General features: G+C 67.8%; 11 protein-coding genes and 3 rRNA genes. 2 read left to right on the top strand and 12 right to left on the bottom strand.

What is annotated here, in order from left to right:
* Nucleotides 1-47: 47 nt before the first annotated feature.
* From IHE55_RS22175 to thyX, 7 genes are all read right to left on the bottom strand, one after another.
* Nucleotides 48-749, bottom strand: coding sequence for a DegT/DnrJ/EryC1/StrS family aminotransferase (locus IHE55_RS22175; protein ID WP_197990618.1), 702 nt, complete (start codon nucleotides 747-749; stop codon nucleotides 48-50).
* A 106-nt stretch (nucleotides 750-855) separates the two neighbouring features.
* Nucleotides 856-972, bottom strand: a 5S ribosomal RNA gene (gene rrf, locus IHE55_RS22170).
* Between the two features lie 72 nt (nucleotides 973-1,044).
* Nucleotides 1,045-4,171 (bottom strand): 23S ribosomal RNA (locus IHE55_RS22165).
* Between the two features lie 282 nt (nucleotides 4,172-4,453).
* A 16S ribosomal RNA gene (locus tag IHE55_RS22160) occupies nucleotides 4,454-5,982 on the bottom strand.
* The 16S, 23S and 5S rRNA genes sit together here, the layout of an rRNA operon.
* Before the next feature lie 515 nt (nucleotides 5,983-6,497).
* Nucleotides 6,498-8,183 (bottom strand): ribonuclease J, encoded by a 1,686-nt coding sequence (locus IHE55_RS22155; protein ID WP_197990617.1) that lies wholly within the window; start codon nucleotides 8,181-8,183, stop codon nucleotides 6,498-6,500.
* 103 nt (nucleotides 8,184-8,286) lie between these two features.
* Nucleotides 8,287-9,186, bottom strand: coding sequence for a 4-hydroxy-tetrahydrodipicolinate synthase (gene dapA / locus IHE55_RS22150; RefSeq protein ID WP_197990616.1), 900 nt, complete (start codon nucleotides 9,184-9,186; stop codon nucleotides 8,287-8,289).
* Between the two features lie 188 nt (nucleotides 9,187-9,374).
* Nucleotides 9,375-10,118, bottom strand: a complete 744-nt coding sequence (gene thyX, locus IHE55_RS22145; protein ID WP_197990615.1) for an FAD-dependent thymidylate synthase — start codon at nucleotides 10,116-10,118, stop codon at nucleotides 9,375-9,377.
* Nucleotides 10,119-10,463: 345 nt separating this feature from the next.
* Here thyX and IHE55_RS22140 point away from each other — a divergent pair, with 345 nt between their 5' ends.
* Together IHE55_RS22140 and IHE55_RS22135 are read left to right on the top strand one after the other, a co-directional pair.
* Nucleotides 10,464-10,733 carry a hypothetical protein gene (locus IHE55_RS22140; RefSeq protein ID WP_197990614.1) on the top strand — a complete coding sequence of 90 codons (270 nt, stop codon included), beginning with the start codon at nucleotides 10,464-10,466 and terminating at the stop codon, nucleotides 10,731-10,733.
* A gap of 62 nt (nucleotides 10,734-10,795) precedes the next feature.
* Nucleotides 10,796-11,344 (top strand): SCO5741 family PH domain-containing membrane protein, encoded by a 549-nt coding sequence (locus tag IHE55_RS22135; protein WP_197990613.1) that lies wholly within the window; start codon nucleotides 10,796-10,798, stop codon nucleotides 11,342-11,344.
* Nucleotides 11,345-11,442: 98 nt separating this feature from the next.
* On the opposite strand, the gene IHE55_RS22130 is transcribed toward IHE55_RS22135, so the two are convergent.
* The 5 genes from IHE55_RS22130 to rpsO form a co-directional block, all read right to left on the bottom strand.
* The gene (locus IHE55_RS22130; protein ID WP_197990612.1) at nucleotides 11,443-11,889 is read right to left on the bottom strand and encodes a tetratricopeptide repeat protein; all 447 of its coding nucleotides are present in this window, start codon (nucleotides 11,887-11,889) and stop codon (nucleotides 11,443-11,445) included.
* A gap of 5 nt (nucleotides 11,890-11,894) precedes the next feature.
* Nucleotides 11,895-12,647 (bottom strand): 4-hydroxy-tetrahydrodipicolinate reductase, encoded by a 753-nt coding sequence (gene dapB / locus IHE55_RS22125; RefSeq protein ID WP_197990611.1) that lies wholly within the window; start codon nucleotides 12,645-12,647, stop codon nucleotides 11,895-11,897.
* Nucleotides 12,648-12,821: 174 nt separating this feature from the next.
* The gene (locus tag IHE55_RS22120; RefSeq protein ID WP_197990610.1) at nucleotides 12,822-14,201 is read right to left on the bottom strand and encodes a M16 family metallopeptidase; all 1,380 of its coding nucleotides are present in this window, start codon (nucleotides 14,199-14,201) and stop codon (nucleotides 12,822-12,824) included.
* Nucleotides 14,198-16,417: a polyribonucleotide nucleotidyltransferase gene (locus IHE55_RS22115; RefSeq protein ID WP_197990609.1), complete on the bottom strand. Its 2,220-nt coding sequence runs from the start codon at nucleotides 16,415-16,417 to the stop codon at nucleotides 14,198-14,200. Before IHE55_RS22115 ends, IHE55_RS22120 begins: the two co-directional genes overlap by 4 nt.
* A 497-nt stretch (nucleotides 16,418-16,914) precedes the next feature.
* Entirely contained in the window at nucleotides 16,915-17,202 is a 288-nt protein-coding gene (rpsO, locus tag IHE55_RS22110; RefSeq protein ID WP_197992166.1) for a 30S ribosomal protein S15, read from the bottom strand.
* Between the last annotated feature and the right edge of the window lie 559 nt (nucleotides 17,203-17,761).

Genomic DNA, 17,761 nt, shown 5'->3' with positions numbered 1-17,761 from the left:
CACCCGCCCTGTCCGGGCACCCGGTGCGGAGGCGGCGCGGCAACGGCTCAGGCAGCGGCGTGCTGGAGCAGCCCGCCCAGCGCGTTGCAGGCGGACACCACCCGCTGCAGCTCCCGGCGGGTCATCGCGGCGTCCACCGGCAGCGCCAGGCATTCGTCCGCGGCCCGCTCGGTGGCCTCCAGCCACAGCTCCCGCCGGAACCGCGGGGTGCGGTGCACGGGCGTCTGTACGGGCACGTGGCACACCACGCCGCGGGAGCGGAGGGCGCGGGCGAACGCGTCCCGGTCGGGCCGGCCGTTGCCGGGGACCCGCACGACGTACTGCTGGTAGCTGTGCTCGGCGCCGGGAGCCACCGGCGGGGTGACCACGCCGCGCAACTTGCGGTCCAGATAGGCGGCGTTGGCACGGCGCAGGGCGAGCTCGGCGGCCGGCTCGGGCCCGGGGCCGTGGGCGATGATCCGCACGCCGTACCGGACCCCGATCTCCTCGAAGGGCACCAGGTCGAGCGGGTATCCGAAGGTGCGGACCGGGATGACGGCGGCGGTCCGCGGGGTGACCGCCGCGGCGGCCGCGGCCGGGTCCATGCAGAAGGTGCCGGGGTCTATCTCCACGAACACCGGCCGTGCGCCGGCCAGCAGGACCGCCTCCGCGGCCTCGGGTGTGCCGTAGGACGGCACGATCACCTCGTCGCCGGGACGTACGCCCGACTCCGTCAACTCGCGTCGCAGATCTTCCGCAGGAGTCCCCATGCGCGGCATGGTGCCGAGGCAACATGAACGGTGAGTGACCGGGAGCACAACGCAGCGAAGCCCTGGCAGGAACCGAAGTTCCCGCCAGGGCTTCACCACAATGATTGTTCGGCGGCGTCCTACTCTCCCACAGGGTCCCCCCTGCAGTACCATCGGCGCTGAAAGGCTTAGCTTCCGGGTTCGGAATGTAACCGGGCGTTCCCCTAACGCAATAACCACCGAAACACTATGAAGTTAACCAACCGGACACAACACGGTCGTTACTTCAGAACCAACACAGTGGACGCGAGCAACTGAGGACAAGCCCTCGGCCTATTAGTACCAGTCAACTCCACCGGTTACCCGGCTTCCATATCTGGCCTATCAACCCAGTCGTCTACTGGGAGCCTTACCCCATCAAGTGGGTGGGAGCCCTCATCTCGAAGCAGGCTTCCCGCTTAGATGCTTTCAGCGGTTATCCCTCCCGAACGTAGCCAACCAGCCATGCCCTTGGCAGAACAACTGGCACACCAGAGGTTCGTCCGTCCCGGTCCTCTCGTACTAGGGACAGCCCTTCTCAAGACTCCTACGCGCACAGCGGATAGGGACCGAACTGTCTCACGACGTTCTAAACCCAGCTCGCGTACCGCTTTAATGGGCGAACAGCCCAACCCTTGGGACCGACTCCAGCCCCAGGATGCGACGAGCCGACATCGAGGTGCCAAACCATCCCGTCGATATGGACTCTTGGGGAAGATCAGCCTGTTATCCCCGGGGTACCTTTTATCCGTTGAGCGACGGCGCTTCCACAAGCCACCGCCGGATCACTAGTCCCGACTTTCGTCCCTGCTCGACCCGTCGGTCTCACAGTCAAGCTCCCTTGTGCACTTACACTCAACACCTGATTGCCAACCAGGCTGAGGGAACCTTTGGGCGCCTCCGTTACCCTTTAGGAGGCAACCGCCCCAGTTAAACTACCCACCAGACACTGTCCCTGATCCGGATCACGGACCCAGGTTAGACATCCAGCACGACCAGAGTGGTATTTCAACGACGACTCCACACACACTGGCGTGCATGCTTCACAGTCTCCCACCTATCCTACACAAGCCGAACCGAACACCAATATCAAGCTATAGTAAAGGTCCCGGGGTCTTTCCGTCCTGCTGCGCGAAACGAGCATCTTTACTCGTAATGCAATTTCACCGGGCCTATGGTTGAGACAGTCGAGAAGTCGTTACGCCATTCGTGCAGGTCGGAACTTACCCGACAAGGAATTTCGCTACCTTAGGATGGTTATAGTTACCACCGCCGTTTACTGGCGCTTAAGTTCTCAGCTTCGCCTGGTCGAAACCAAGCTAACCGGTCCCCTTAACGTTCCAGCACCGGGCAGGCGTCAGTCCGTATACATCGCCTTACGGCTTCGCACGGACCTGTGTTTTTAGTAAACAGTCGCTTCTCGCTGGTCTCTGCGGCCACCCCCAGCTCACCGAGTAAATCGGATCACCAGAAATGGCCCCCCTTCTCCCGAAGTTACGGGGGCATTTTGCCGAGTTCCTTAACCATAGTTCACCCGAACGCCTCGGTATTCTCTACCTGACCACCTGAGTCGGTTTAGGGTACGGGCCGCCATGAAACTCGCTAGAGGCTTTTCTCGACAGCATAGGATCATCCACTTCACCACAATCGGCTCGGCATCAGGTCTCACCCTCATATGAGAGACGGATTTGCCTATCTCTCGGGCTACACCCTTACCCCGGGACAACCACCGCCCGGGCTGGACTACCTTCCTGCGTCACCCCATCACTCACCTACTACAAGTCTGGGTCATCGGCTCCACCACTCCGAGATCACCCGAAGGATCACCCGGCGGCTTCACGGACTTAGCATCGCTCGCCTCGATGTTTGGCGCTTCAAAGCGGGTACCGGAATATCAACCGGTTGTCCATCGACTACGCCTGTCGGCCTCGCCTTAGGTCCCGACTTACCCTGGGCAGATCAGCTTGACCCAGGAACCCTTAGTCAATCGGCGCACACGTTTCTCACGTGTGAATCGCTACTCATGCCTGCATTCTCACTCGTGAACCGTCCACAACTACCTTCCGGTGCTGCTTCACCCGGCACACGACGCTCCCCTACCCATCACAGTCCCCGTTGGGGGTATGTACTGCAATGACACGACTTCGGCGGTACGCTTGAGCCCCGCTACATTGTCGGCGCGGAATCACTTGACCAGTGAGCTATTACGCACTCTTTCAAGGGTGGCTGCTTCTAAGCCAACCTCCTGGTTGTCTCTGCGACTCCACATCCTTTCCCACTTAGCGTACGCTTAGGGGCCTTAGTCGATGCTCTGGGCTGTTTCCCTCTCGACCATGGAGCTTATCCCCCACAGTCTCACTGCCGCGCTCTCACTTACCGGCATTCGGAGTTTGGCTAAGGTCAGTAACCCGGTAGGGCCCATCGCCTATCCAGTGCTCTACCTCCGGCAAGAAACACACGACGCTGCACCTAAATGCATTTCGGGGAGAACCAGCTATCACGGAGTTTGATTGGCCTTTCACCCCTAACCACAGGTCATCCCCCAGGTTTTCAACCCTGGTGGGTTCGGTCCTCCACGAAGTCTTACCTCCGCTTCAACCTGCCCATGGCTAGATCACTCCGCTTCGGGTCTTGAGCGTGCTACTCAACCGCCCTATTCGGACTCGCTTTCGCTACGGCTTCCCCACACGGGTTAACCTCGCAACACACCGCAAACTCGCAGGCTCATTCTTCAAAAGGCACGCAGTCACGACACACCGAGCAAGCTCGATGTGCGACGCTCCCACGGCTTGTAGGCACACGGTTTCAGGTACTATTTCACTCCGCTCCCGCGGTACTTTTCACCATTCCCTCACGGTACTATCCGCTATCGGTCACCAGGGAATATTTAGGCTTAGCGGGTGGTCCCGCCAGATTCACACGGGATTTCTCGGGCCCCGTGCTACTTGGGAGATGAGCAAGCAAGCCACCACGATTTCAGCTACGGGGGTCTTACCCTCTACGCCGGGCCTTTCGCATGCCCTTCGCCTATCGCAATGGTTTCTGACTCGCCCAGCCGCCGGCAGACGACTGAAGCTCATTCCCACAACCCCCTGAGCGCAACCCCTGCCGGGTATCACACACTCAAGGTTTAGCCTCATCCAGTTTCGCTCGCCACTACTCCCGGAATCACGGTTGTTTTCTCTTCCTGCGGGTACTGAGATGTTTCACTTCCCCGCGTTCCCTCCACACTGCCTATGTGTTCAGCAGCGGGTGACAGCCCATGACGACTGCCGGGTTTCCCCATTCGGACACCCCCGGATCACAGCTCGGTTGACAGCTCCCCGGGGCCTATCGCGGCCTCCCACGTCCTTCATCGGTTCCTGGTGCCAAGGCATCCACCGTGCGCCCTTAAAAACTTGGCCACAGATGCTCGCGTCCACTGTGCAGTTCTCAAACAACGACCCGTCCCCCGTCACCCCCACACCACGTGCGGAGTTCACCGAGACCGGCATCGAGAAGGGCGAGCAGCGCTCGCACCCTCAGACACCCAACAGCGTGCCCGGCCCACCCGGCCGATCAGACCCACGTTCCACGCCGAAGCAGTACTAGTGGTTCCACCGAACCAGATGCGCCGAATAGTCAACGTTCCACCCATGAGCTAACCGTGCGAGACATTCGCTCGCAGTCGGCCATGTGCTCCTTAGAAAGGAGGTGATCCAGCCGCACCTTCCGGTACGGCTACCTTGTTACGACTTCGTCCCAATCGCCAGTCCCACCTTCGACGACTCCCTCCCACAAGGGGTTGGGCCACCGGCTTCGGGTGTTACCGACTTTCGTGACGTGACGGGCGGTGTGTACAAGGCCCGGGAACGTATTCACCGCAGCAATGCTGATCTGCGATTACTAGCGACTCCGACTTCATGGGGTCGAGTTGCAGACCCCAATCCGAACTGAGACCGGCTTTTTGAGATTCGCTCCACCTCACGGTATCGCAGCTCTTTGTACCGGCCATTGTAGCACGTGTGCAGCCCAAGACATAAGGGGCATGATGACTTGACGTCGTCCCCACCTTCCTCCGAGTTGACCCCGGCAGTCTCCTGTGAGTCCCCATCACCCCGAAAGGCATGCTGGCAACACAGAACAAGGGTTGCGCTCGTTGCGGGACTTAACCCAACATCTCACGACACGAGCTGACGACAGCCATGCACCACCTGTACACCGACCACAAGGGGGGCACCATCTCTGGCGCTTTCCGATGTATGTCAAGCCTTGGTAAGGTTCTTCGCGTTGCGTCGAATTAAGCCACATGCTCCGCCGCTTGTGCGGGCCCCCGTCAATTCCTTTGAGTTTTAGCCTTGCGGCCGTACTCCCCAGGCGGGGAACTTAATGCGTTAGCTGCGGCACGGACAACGTGGAATGTCGCCCACACCTAGTTCCCAACGTTTACGGCGTGGACTACCAGGGTATCTAATCCTGTTCGCTCCCCACGCTTTCGCTCCTCAGCGTCAGTATCGGCCCAGAGATCCGCCTTCGCCACCGGTGTTCCTCCTGATATCTGCGCATTTCACCGCTACACCAGGAATTCCGATCTCCCCTACCGAACTCTAGCCTGCCCGTATCGAATGCAGACCCGGGGTTAAGCCCCGGGCTTTCACATCCGACGTGACAAGCCGCCTACGAGCTCTTTACGCCCAATAATTCCGGACAACGCTCGCGCCCTACGTATTACCGCGGCTGCTGGCACGTAGTTAGCCGGCGCTTCTTCTGCAGGTACCGTCACTTTCGCTTCTTCCCTGCTGAAAGAGGTTTACAACCCGAAGGCCGTCATCCCTCACGCGGCGTCGCTGCATCAGGCTTTCGCCCATTGTGCAATATTCCCCACTGCTGCCTCCCGTAGGAGTCTGGGCCGTGTCTCAGTCCCAGTGTGGCCGGTCGCCCTCTCAGGCCGGCTACCCGTCGTCGCCTTGGTAGGCCATTACCCCACCAACAAGCTGATAGGCCGCGGGCTCATCCTGCACCGCCGGAGCTTTCCACGCGCAGACCATGCGGTCACGCGTCATATCCGGTATTAGACCCCGTTTCCAGGGCTTGTCCCAGAGTGCAGGGCAGATTGCCCACGTGTTACTCACCCGTTCGCCACTAATCCCCCACCGAAGCGGGTTCATCGTTCGACTTGCATGTGTTAAGCACGCCGCCAGCGTTCGTCCTGAGCCAGGATCAAACTCTCCGTGAATGCTTCCCCGTACTCGGGGCGTCACTCGCGTTGAGCGGAACCGCCGGGAGGAATAGTCCCGACGGTTCACAGCGTCCTCGCTGTGTGTGTTTCTTCAAAGGAACCTCGACTCCCGGCCATTCACCGGCCCGGAGACGGGGTATCAACATATCTGGCGTTGACTTTTGGCACGCTGTTGAGTTCTCAAGGAACGGACGCTTCCTTCGTACTCACCCTCTCGGGCTTTCCTCCGGGCGCTTCCCTTCGGTGTTTCCAACCTTACCAGATCCGTTTTCCGTTCCGTTCCCGGTTCGGATCTCTTTTCCGGTCCCCGTTGGAGGGGGTTTGTTTCGCACCTTCCGGCGCGTTCCGACTTTATCAGAATTCTCTGAGCCGGTTTCCCACCCACCTGACGGACCCTCAGCGGCGCCGTGGCGCTCGCGGGGTTCCCCGTTGGGCGGAGCCGTAAACGTACTGGAGCGGGGCGCCCGATGCAAATCGAGCGCCCCGCTCCTGGTCAGCGTCCTGATGCTCCGTCAGACCTCGACGACGACCGGCAGGATCATCGGCCGGCGCCGGTAGGTGTCCGCGACCCACTTGCCGATCGACCGGCGCACCAGCTGCTGGAGCTGGTGGGGGTCGGCGACGCCGTCGGAGGCGGACCGGGCCAGGGCCTCCTCGACCTTCGGCACCACGTCGCCGAAGGCGGCGTCGTCGATACCGGAGCCGCGGGCCTGGATGTGCGGGCCGCCCACGATCTTGCCGGTGGTGCTGTCCACCACCACGAAGACCGAGATGATGCCCTCCTCGCCCAGGATCCGGCGGTCCTTCAGCGAGGACTCGGTGACGTCGCCGACCGACAGGCCATCGACGTACACATAACCTGCCTGCACCTTGCCGACGATCTTGGCGATGCCGTCCACCAGGTCCACCACCACGCCGTCCTCGGCGATCACGCAGCGGTTCTTGGGCACTCCGGTGAGGGCACCCAGCTCCGCGTTCGCCCGCAGGTGGCGCCATTCGCCGTGTACCGGCATCAGGTTCTTCGGCTTGCAGATGTTGTAGAAGTACAGCAGCTCGCCGGCCGAGGCGTGCCCCGAGACGTGCACCTTGGCGTTGCCCTTGTGCACGACGTTGGCGCCCCAGCGGGTGAGCCCGTTGATCACCCGGTAGACGGCGGTCTCGTTGCCGGGGATCAGCGACGACGCGAGGATCACCGTGTCGCCCTGGACGATGCGGATCTGGTGGTCGCGGTTGGCCATCCGCGACAGCGCCGCCATCGGCTCGCCCTGGGAACCGGTGCAGACCAGCACGATCTCGTCGTCGGGCAGGTCGTCGAGCGTCTTCACGTCCACCACGAGCCCGGCCGGCACCCGCAGGTACCCCAGGTCCCGGGCGATGCCCATGTTGCGGACCATGGACCGGCCCACGAAGGCGACCCGCCGCCCGTACTCGTACGCGGTGTCCAGGATCTGCTGGATGCGGTGGACGTGGCTGGCGAAGCTCGCCACGATGATGCGCTTCTGGGCACTGGCGAAGACCTGGCGGAGCACGTTGGAGATGTCGCGCTCGGGCGGGACGAAGCCGGGTACCTCGGCGTTGGTGGAGTCCGACAGCAGCAGGTCGATGCCCTCCTCGCCGAGCCGGGCGAAGGCCGGCAGGTCGGTGAGGCGGCCGTCCAGCGGCAGCTGGTCCATCTTGAAGTCGCCGGTGTGCACCACCATGCCCGCCGGGGTGCGGATGGCGACCGCCAGGGCGTCCGGGATGGAGTGGTTGACCGCCACGAACTCGCAGTCGAAGGGTCCGATGCGCTCGCGGTGCCCCTCCACCACCTCCAGGGTGTAGGGCCGGATGCGGTGCTCCTGCAGCTTGGCCTCGATCAGGGCCAGCGTGAGCTTGGAGCCGATCAGCGGGATGTCCGGCTTCTCGCGCAGCAGGAACGGCACTCCCCCGATGTGGTCCTCGTGACCGTGGGTGAGCACGATGCCCTCGATGTCGCCGAGGCGGTGCCGGATGGATGTGAAGTCGGGCAGGATCAGATCAACTCCGGGCTGCTCCTCCTCGGGGAAGAGCACTCCGCAGTCGACGATCAGCAACCGGCCGCCGTACTCGAAGACCGTCATGTTGCGGCCGATCTCGCCCAGGCCGCCGAGCGGGGTGACCCGCAGACCACCCTGGGGAAGCTTCGGCGGGGGGCCGAGCTCGGGATGCGGATGACTCAAAAGACTCTCCTCACCACACACGCCACATGCCCGTCGGGGCACATGGCGCGCGTGACATTCGTGCACTTGCTGATGGGGCGGTATTCAGTTGTGAAGTCGGTGTTTACACCTGTACCCCGCCGGCGGCGAGATCGCGCCTGAGCTGCTCGGTCTCCTCCGCGGACAGCTCCACCAGCGGCAGCCGCAGGGGGCCGGCGGGCAGGCCCAGCAGGGTCAGCGCGGCCTTGGTGGTGATCACGCCCTGGGTGCGGAACATGCCGGTGAAGACGGGCAGCAGCTTCTGGTGGATCTCGGTGGCCTTGGCCACGTCGCCCGACAGGTGGGCGTCGAGCATCGCCCGCAGGTCCCCGCTCACCAGGTGGCCGACCACGGACACGAAGCCCACGGCGCCGACCGAGAGCAGCGGCAGGTTGAGCATGTCGTCGCCGGAGTACCAGGCCAGCCGGGACCGTGCGATGGCCCAGCTGGCGCGCCCCAGGTCGCCCTTGGCGTCCTTGTTGGCGACGATCCTCGGGTGCTCGGCGAGCCGCACGATCGTCTCGGTGCTGATCGGGACCCCGCTGCGGCCCGGGATGTCGTACAGCATCACCGGCAGGCCGGTGGCGTCGGCGATCGCGGTGAAGTGGCGGAAGAGCCCCTCCTGCGGGGGCTTGCTGTAGTACGGGGTCACCGCGAGCAGGCCGTGCGCGCCCGCCTGCTCGGCGGCACGGGCCAGCTCGACGCTGTGCCGGGTGTCGTTGGTGCTGGCTCCGGCCACCACGTGGGCACGGTCTCCGACCGCCTCGACCACGGCCCGTACCAGCTGCGCTTTCTCCGCGTCGGTGGTGGTCGGGGACTCGCCGGTGGTGCCGTTGACGATCAGACCGTCGTTGCCGGCGTCCACCAGATGGGCGGCGAGTCGCTGGGCGCCGTCGATGTCGAGAGCGCCGTCAGCGGTGAAAGGCGTGACCATGGCGGTCAGCACCCGCCCGAAGGGGGTCTGCGGAGTGGAAGTCGGAGCCATGGGACCAACGCTACTCGTACGTTGCCCCGAGGCGCTCGTTCGGGGCGGGCGAGATGGAGCCCGGCACTGCCTGCTCGGGGGTTCAGGCAGTGCCGGACCCGTACGGTCAGCCTAAATGAATGTCGCGAAATGCCGCAAACCGGACACTTCTTGCTACTGGCCCGTACGGTCCCGCGCCACCCGCCGGATCAGGGGGCCACCCGACCGTTGGCGTTGAAGGCGGCGTGCGTGAGCGGCATCAGCTTCGCCCACTCCGCCTCCATCCGCTCCCCCACCATCTCGATCTCGCGCTGCGGGAAGGACGGCACCTTCGCCTGCTCGTGCTGGGTGCGCAGGCCCAGGAAGTGCATCAGGGAGCGGGCGTTGCAGGTGGCGTACATCGAGGAGAACAGGCCCACCGGCAGCACCGCGCGGGCCACCTCACGGGCCACCCCCGCGGCCAGCATCTCCTGGTAGGCGCGGTACGCCTGCCGGTAGGCGTCCTCCATCACCCGGCCGGTCAGCTCGTGCTGCTCGGGGGTGCCCTCGACGAACCGGTACTTGCCCGGACGGCCCTCCTGCACCAGCTTCCGGGACTCCCCCGGTACGTAGAACACCGGCTCCAGCTCCCGGTAGCGGCCCGACTCCTCGTTGTAGGACCAGCCCACGCGGTGCCGCATGAACTCGCGGAAGACGAAGATCGGGGCGCTGATGAAGAACGTCATCGAGTTGTGCTCGAACGGGCTGCCGTGCCGGTCCCGCATCAGGAAGTTGATCAGACCCTTGGAACGCTCGGGGTCCTTCCGCAGCTCGTCCAGCGACTGCTCACCGGCGGTGGAGACCCGGGCCGCCCACAGCACGTCGGAGTCGGCCGCGCTGTGCTTGACGAGCTCGACGGTCACATCGCTGCGGAAGCTGGCCTGCTGCGCGTTCTCTGCGGGGGTGTCGGTCACCGGCGGGGGTCCTTCCAGTTGCGTCGCTCGGGCGCGCCCAGCTTACGGGCCGCCGCCGGGCGTCCTCGACGGGCGCCCCGCGCACCGGCTCCCGGCCCGCCCCGCGGGGGGCGTGCCGGCGGAGGACCCCGCCCCGGACGCCGCCGGACCACGGCCGGGGGCGGCGGAGGGCGTCGGGAGCTGCCGAGGGGGCGGTCCGAAGCGGTTCGTCGCCGGAGGAGACGGACGACGGTTGGTATTTTTCTTCGAAGATGACGAAAACGGGCATCCCGAGCGGGCGATCCGTCGTCTTCCGAGGTGGCGGTCCGCCGCCGAGTGCCCCGTCGTTCCCACAGGAGTGCCAGCATGCCCCTCTCCCCGCCGTCGCCGGGCGGTGTCCGCAGGTCCGAGTCCGTGCCGTTCGCCTTCGTCGCCGAGGCGGAGCAGTTCCGCAGCAACGTCGCCCCGCCGCCCCGGCAGCGGGCCGGGCTGTCGGAGCTGGCCGGGAACGTCCTGGTGGCGCTGGTCATCGTGGCCGGGTTCGTCGGCGCCCTGCTGTTCGGGCTGCCCGCGCTGGGGTCCCAGTCGCACGACACCCGTGAGGTGCAGCGCACGGAGGCGTCGCAGGGCCGCTGAGAACGGCTGGGATAGCCTCACCCACCACAGCCCCCGATCGCGCGTGTGAGTGAGGACTTGTCGTGCCCCTGCCGTTCCTGACCGCCGACCGCTCCGCCGACGACCACGCGTCCGACCCCGGTCCGCTGCCGTACGACGAGCGGGACCGCTGGCGGCGCCCCTACCGCCCCGGGCCCTGGCGGGTCGCCGGCGCCGCGCTGCTGCTGCTCCTCGCCTCGTACATCCTGTTCTCCACGCTGATCATCGCGCTGGCGGGGGCGCTGCCGGCGGCCGGGATCTGCCTCGCGGTGGCCGCCTGTGTGATCGTCGGGGCGGTCCGGCTGGTCCGCACCGGCGTGTGGATGAGCGGACAGGGGCTGCGGCAGATCACGCTCTTCGGCACCACCACCGTCCCCTGGTCCCGGGTGGGCGCGGTCCGCACCGTGCAGCGGCCGGTGAAGTTCCTCGGCCTGCCGCGGACCGTGCAGGGCCAGGCGGTGGTCGTCGAACCGGTGGGCGGCGAGCCGCTGCGCGCGGTGATCACCGACCACAGCGCCGACTTCCTGGGCCGGCCGGAGGCGTTCGACATGGCCGCCGACGCCGTCGAGCGGTGGGCGGCCGGGCGCCGCTGAGCGGCCGCCGGCCGGGCGGGGACCCGGCGGACGCGGCGGGACGCGCGGACGGACGCGAGGCGGGCGGGCCCGGGCACAGGTGCCCGGGCCCGCCCGCGTCAGCGCCGGGGGTTGGCGTGGAGGGCGATGGCGCGCTGCATCGCCTTGCGGGCCCGCGGGGTGTCCCGGGCGTCGTGGTAGGCCACGGCCAGCCGGAACCAGGAGCGCCAGTCGTCCGGCGCCTCCTCGGTCTCCGCGCGCCGCTTGGCGAACACCGCGTCCGCCGAGGCGCGGTCGATCCGGCCGCCGGGGGTGCGCACCAGCTCGTCGACCGGCAGTCCGCCCTCCGCCTCCAGCTCCCGGGCGAGCCGGTCGGCGTTCCGGGCGAACCGGGTGGTCTGCCACAGGAACCAGGCGCCGATGAACGGCAGCACCAGCACCGACACCCCGAAGGCGACGGTGACCGGGGTGCCCTGCTCGATCAGCAGCACCCCGCGGCTGCCGACCAGGACGAAGTAGACGACGAGGACGGCGGCGAGAACGAAGTACGTGATCTTTGCGCGCACGGTGGTCAGTCCAGATCCAGGAAGTGTTCCAGGCCGAAGGTCAGCCCCGGCGTGGTGGGAACGCGGCGCACGCCGAGCAGGATGCCGGGCATGAAGCTCCGGTGGTGCGTCGAGTCGTGGCGGATGGTGAGCGTCTCCCCCTCGCCGCCGAGGAGCACCTCCTGGTGGGCGAGGAGGCCGCGCAGCCGCACCGAGTGCACCGGCACCCCGGCCACGTCCGCGCCGCGGGCGCCGTCCAGCGCCGTGCTGGTGGCGTCCGGCTGGGGACCGCAGCCGGCCTCGTCCCGCGCCGCGGCGATCAGCTGCGCGGTGCGGGTGGCGGTGCCGGAGGGGGCGTCCGCCTTGCCCGGGTGGTGCAGCTCGATGACCTCGACGGATTCGAAGAAGCGGGCCGCCGCCTGCGCGAACCGCATGGTCAGCACGGCGCCGATGGAGAAGTTGGGGGCGATCAGCACCCCGGTCCCCGGCGCCTCCGCCAGCCGGCCGCGCAGCCGGTCCAGCCGCTCGTCGGTCCAGCCGGTGGTGCCCACGACGGCGTGGATGCCGTGCCCGACGCAGAAGTCGAGGTTGTCCATGACCGCGTCCGGGTGGGTCAGCTCGACGGCCACCTGGGCGCCGGTCTCCACCAGGGTCTCCAGCCGGTCGCCCCGGCCGAGCGCGGCCACCAGCTCCAGGTCGTCGGCCGCCTCCACGGCCCGTACCGCCTCGGAGCCGATGCGGCCCCCGGCGCCGATGACGGCCACTCGCAGCTTGCTCATTCCTCGTCTTCCTCCGGTCCTGGCGGTTGGGTCCCCGGCCGGGTCACGGCCGGGAGCGGGCCGGCGGCCGGGGGGTGGCCCGGGCGCCGGCCCGGTGCCCGGGTCCGGGCCGGGGCGGCGCGCCGGAGGTCCGGTGCGCCGCTCCCCGGACCCCGGGCCCGGCGGGGGCGGTTGTCAGGAGACCGCCTCGTGCAGCCGCGCCGCCTGTTTGTCCTTCAGCGGGCCGATGACGGACAGCGAGGGGCGCTGGGCCAGTACATCGCGCGCCACCTCGCGGACCTCGTCCGGGGTGACCGCCTGCATCCGGGCCAGCATGTCGTCCACCGACATCTGGCTCCCCCAGCACAGCTCGCTCTTGCCGATGCGGTTCATCAGCGCGCCGGTGTCCTCCAGGCCCAGCACGGTGGAGCCGCACAGCTGGCCGACGGCGCGGCGCAGCTCCTCGTCGGTGAGCCCGTGCTCGGCGACGTGGTCCAGCTCGTCCCGGCAGATCTTCAGCACGTCCGCCACCTGGCCCGGCCGGCAGCCGGCGTAGACGCCGAACAGGCCGCAGTCGGCGAAGGAGGAGGTGTAGGAGTACACGCTGTACGCCAGGCCGCGCTTCTCCCGCACCTCCTGGAAGAGCCGGGAGCTCATGCCGCCGCCGAGGGCCGCGTTGAGCACGCCCAGCGCCCAGCGGCGGTCGTCGGTGCGGGCGATGCCCGGCATGCCGAGGACGACGTGGGCCTGCTCGGTCTTGCGCCCCTGCAGCTCCACCCGGCCGGCGGTGCGGAGGGTGCGGGTGCCCTCGCGCGGGGCGACCGGGACGGCGTCGGCGCGGTCCAGGGCCCCGGCGCGCTCGAACGCCCGGCGCACCAGCCGGACCACCTTGGCGTGGTCCACGTTGCCCGCGGCGGCCACCACCAGGTGGGTGGGGTCGTAGTGCTTGCGGTAGAAGCGCGCGATGCGGTCGCGGGTCAGCGCGTTGATGGTGTCCACCGTGCCGAGCACCGGGCGGCCGAGCGGGGTGTCGCCGAACATGGTGTGCGCGAACAGGTCGTGCACGCAGTCGCCCGGGTCGTCCTCGGTCATCGCGATCTCTTCGAGGATCACCCCGCGCTCGGCGTCCACGTCCGCGGCCTCGATCAGCGAGCCGGTGAGCATGTCGCAGACCACGTCGATGGCGAGCGGCAGATCGGTGTCGAGCACCCGCGCGTAGTAGCAGGTGTACTCCTTGGCGGTGAACGCGTTCATCTCACCGCCGACCGCGTCGATCGCCGCCGAGATGTCCAGCGCGCTGCGCCGTGCGGTGCCCTTGAACAGCAGGTGTTCCAGGTAGTGGGTGGCACCGCCGAGCGCCGGGGTCTCGTCGCGGGAGCCTACGTGCGCCCAGATGCCGAAGGTGGCCGAGCGCACCGACGGCAGGGTCTCGGTGACCACCCGCAGCCCGCCGGGGAGCACGGTCCGGCGGACCGTGCCGATGCCGTTCTCGCCCTTGAGAAGCGTTTGGGTACGGGCGACGGCCCGCCCCTCCGAGGAGGTGCGGGCCGTCGCCTTCTGCGTACGGGACGTCACTTGGCGGCTTCGTCCTTCTCGCCCTCGGCGGTCTCTTCGCCCTCGATCACGGGGATGAGGGAGAGCTTGCCGCGCTGGTCGATCTCGGCGATCTCGACCTGCACCTTGGCGCCGACCGCGAGCACGTCCTCGACGTTCTCCACCCGCTTGCCGCCGGCCAGCTTGCGGATCTGCGAGATGTGCAGCAGACCGTCCTTGCCCGGGAGCAGCGAGACGAAGGCGCCGAAGGTCGTGGTCTTCACCACGGTGCCCAGGTAGCGCTCGCCGACCTCGGGCATCGTCGGGTTGGCGATGCCGTTGATGGCGCTGCGCGCGGCCTCGGCGGCCGGGCCGTCGGCGGCACCGATGTAGATGGTGCCGTCGTCCTCGATGGTGATGTCGGCGCCGGTGTCCTCCTGGATCTGGTTGATCATCTTGCCCTTGGGGCCGATGACCTCACCGATCTTGTCCACCGGGATCTTCACGGTGATGATCCGCGGGGCGTTCGGGGACATCTCGTCGGGGACGTCGATGGCCTCGTTCATCACGTCGAGGATGTGCAGGCGGGCGTCGCGGGCCTGCTTCAGCGCCGCGGCCAGCACGGACGCCGGGATGCCGTCCAGCTTGGTGTCCAGCTGCAGGGCGGTGACGAAGGTCTTGGTGCCGGCGACCTTGAAGTCCATGTCACCGAAGGCGTCCTCCGCACCGAGGATGTCGGTGAGGGTGACGTAGTGGGTCTCGCCGTCGATCTCCTGGGAGATCAGGCCCATGGCGATACCGGCGACCGGGGCCTTCAGCGGCACACCGGCGTTCAGCAGCGACATGGTGGAGGCGCAGACCGAGCCCATGGAGGTGGAGCCGTTGGAGCCCAGGGCCTCGGAGACCTGCCGGATGGCGTACGGGAACTCCTCGCGGCTGGGCAGCACCGGGATCAGCGCCCGCTCCGCCAGCGCGCCGTGGCCGATCTCGCGGCGCTTGGGCGAACCGACCCGGCCGGTCTCACCGGTGGAGTACGGCGGGAAGTTGTAGTTGTGCATGTAGCGCTTGCGCGTCTCGGGCGACAGCGTGTCCAGCTGCTGCTCCATGCGGAGCATGTTCAGCGTGGTGATGCCCAGGATCTGGGTCTCGCCGCGCTCGAAGAGCGCCGAGCCGTGCACCCGCGGGATCGCCTCGACCTCGGCGGCCAGGGTGCGGATGTCGGTGACCCCGCGGCCGTCGATGCGCTTCTTCTCCTTGATGACGCGCTCGCGGACCAGGGTCTTGGTCAGCGCGCGGTACGCCGCGGAGATCTCCTTCTCGCGCCCCTCGAACTGCGGCAGCAGCTTCTCGGCGGCGACGCCCTTGATGCGGTCCAGCTCGGTCTCGCGCTCCTGCTTGCCCGCGATGGTCAGCGCCTGGGCCAGCTCGTCGCGGACCGCGGCGGTCAGCGCCTCCAGGACGTCGTCCTGGTAGTCGAGGAAGATCGGGAACTCGGCGACCGGCTTGGCGGCCTTGGCGGCGAGCTCGGACTGGGCCTTGCACAGCACCCGGATGAAGGGCTTGGCGGCCTCCAGACCGGCGGCGACGACCTCCTCGGTCGGCGCCTCGGCACCGTCCTTGACCAGCTGGATGGTCTTCTCGGTGGCCTCGGCCTCGACCATCATGATCGCGACGTCGCCGTCGGCCAGGGTGCGGCCCGCGACGACCATGTCGAAGACCGCGTCCTCCAGCTCCGTGTGGGTCGGGAAGGCGACCCACTGGCCCTTGATCAGCGCCACCCGGACGCCACCGATCGGGCCGGAGAACGGCAGGCCGGCCAGCTGGGTGGAGGCGGAGGCGGCGTTGATCGCGACCACGTCGTAGAGGTGGTCGGGGTTGAGCGCCATGATCGTGGCCACGACCTGGATCTCGTTGCGCAGGCCCTTCTTGAAGGACGGGCGCAGCGGGCGGTCGATCAGGCGGCAGGTGAGGATGGCGTCCTCGGAGGGGCGGCCCTCACGGCGGAAGAAGGAGCCGGGGATGCGCCCGGCCGCGTACATCCGCTCCTCGACGTCCACCGTCAGGGGGAAGAAGTCGAGCTGGTCCTTGGGGTTCTTGGAAGCGGTGGTGGCCGACAGCACCATGGTGTCGTCGTCCAGGTAGGCCACGGCGGAGCCGGCGGCCTGACGGGCCAGCCGGCCCGTCTCGAAACGGATGGTGCGGGTGCCGAAGGAGCCGTTGTCGATGATGGCCTCGGCGTAGTGGGTCTCGTTCTCCACCAGGGAATTCTCCTCGTCTGCGTCCCTCGTCCGTGTGACGGGGGACGGTGGCGGCGGAGCGCCCCTGGCCGGTGGTGCGGCGGCCGGGCCGGTCTTCGATCGAAGCCACCGGAAGTGCCAGTTCCGGGAGCCACTACCGAGGACCGGCGCCTGCGGCGCCGAGTCGGCGGGAATGAGGCGCTCCTCCTCGTTCGTTATGGCGTTTTCACTATGGCGTTGTCTGGCACCAGCCTACAAAGCTTCGGCCCGCCTCACGACGGCTGACGGTTCCGTCGGCCGTCGTGTGCCCCGGTGCCGTCCGGCGCACACGGGGTGCGGGTGGTGCCGGCGGGGCCCGTCCCCGGCGCGCCGCGCGGCTGCGCGGTGCGCCCGGGACCGCCGTCGCGCGGCCGCCGCCGGTCCGCACCGTACGGATACGGGCGGACGGGGCGGCGCGGGCCGCGCGTACGGCAAAGGGAGCGGCCCCCTGGCGCGGGAACCGCTCCCTTCACGACGACTTACTTGGCGCCCGCCGCACCGCGGCGGATGCCCAGGCGCTCGACCAGCGCGCGGAAGCGCGTGATGTCCTTCTTCGCCAGGTACTGCAGCAGCCGGCGGCGCTGGCCGACGAGCAGCAGCAGACCACGGCGCGAGTGGTGGTCGTGCTTGTGGGTCTTGAGGTGCTCGGTCAGGTCCGAGATGCGACGGGTGAGCAGCGCGACCTGGACCTCGGGGGAACCGGTGTCACCCTCCTTGGTCGCGTACTCGGCGATGATCTGCTTCTTGACGGCGGCGTCGAGCGACACTCGGTACTCCTCGGGATGGTTCGTTGCGGCCACCGAGTGCCCCTGGTCTTGGTCTCAGGGGAGCTTCCGTTACTCGGGAGGCGGGGCACGCTGGGCGCTGTCCCCAGTGCCTGGTGTCCAGGCGGACCGGAGGCGCGTACACAAACGGCCGTCACACAGCGTACCAGGGTCCGGGACGGGGGCCGGACGGGGGTGCGCGGCGGGCCCGGCAGCGGGGTGGCGGGGGCCGGGCTTTGCCGGTGGCCGGGCGAGGGCGGGCGGGTTCCGCCGCCGGCAGCGGGCCGGTGCGGCAGCGGCCGCGCCGGCAGCGTCCGCGGAGCGGCGCGGGGCCCCCGGGGGTGCGGGCGCGTTCGGGCATGCGGTCGGTGGGTCCGGGCATACGGGCGGGGACGCCAGGTGCGGAGGGTCGGACGGCACGGATGTCCGGCCGCCGCACGCGGGCGGCCGGACGGACGACGGGGCGCCGGGGCCGGCCGGGCGGGGGGCAGGCCGCACGCCACGCCGGGGGCGTACGGGCCGGGGCGCCGGGCGCGGGGCGACGCCCAGGGGTACGCGACCT

This window comes from Streptomyces pactum, assembly GCF_016031615.1.
GTDB lineage: Bacteria > Actinomycetota > Actinomycetes > Streptomycetales > Streptomycetaceae > Streptomyces > Streptomyces pactus.
This window is presented reverse-complemented; position numbering and strand designations above follow the sequence as displayed.

What these genes read in the sequence shown, in the direction of transcription:
- IHE55_RS22175 (WP_197990618.1), bottom strand. Translation starts at nt 749, where the DNA reads ATGGGGACTCCTGCGGAAGATCTGCGACGCGAGTTGACGGAGTCGGGC.
- dapA (WP_197990616.1), bottom strand. Translation starts at nt 9,186, where the DNA reads ATGGCTCCGACTTCCACTCCGCAGACCCCCTTCGGGCGGGTGCTGACC.
- IHE55_RS22140 (WP_197990614.1), top strand. Translation starts at nt 10,464, where the DNA reads ATGCCCCTCTCCCCGCCGTCGCCGGGCGGTGTCCGCAGGTCCGAGTCC.
- dapB (WP_197990611.1), bottom strand. Translation starts at nt 12,647, where the DNA reads ATGAGCAAGCTGCGAGTGGCCGTCATCGGCGCCGGGGGCCGCATCGGC.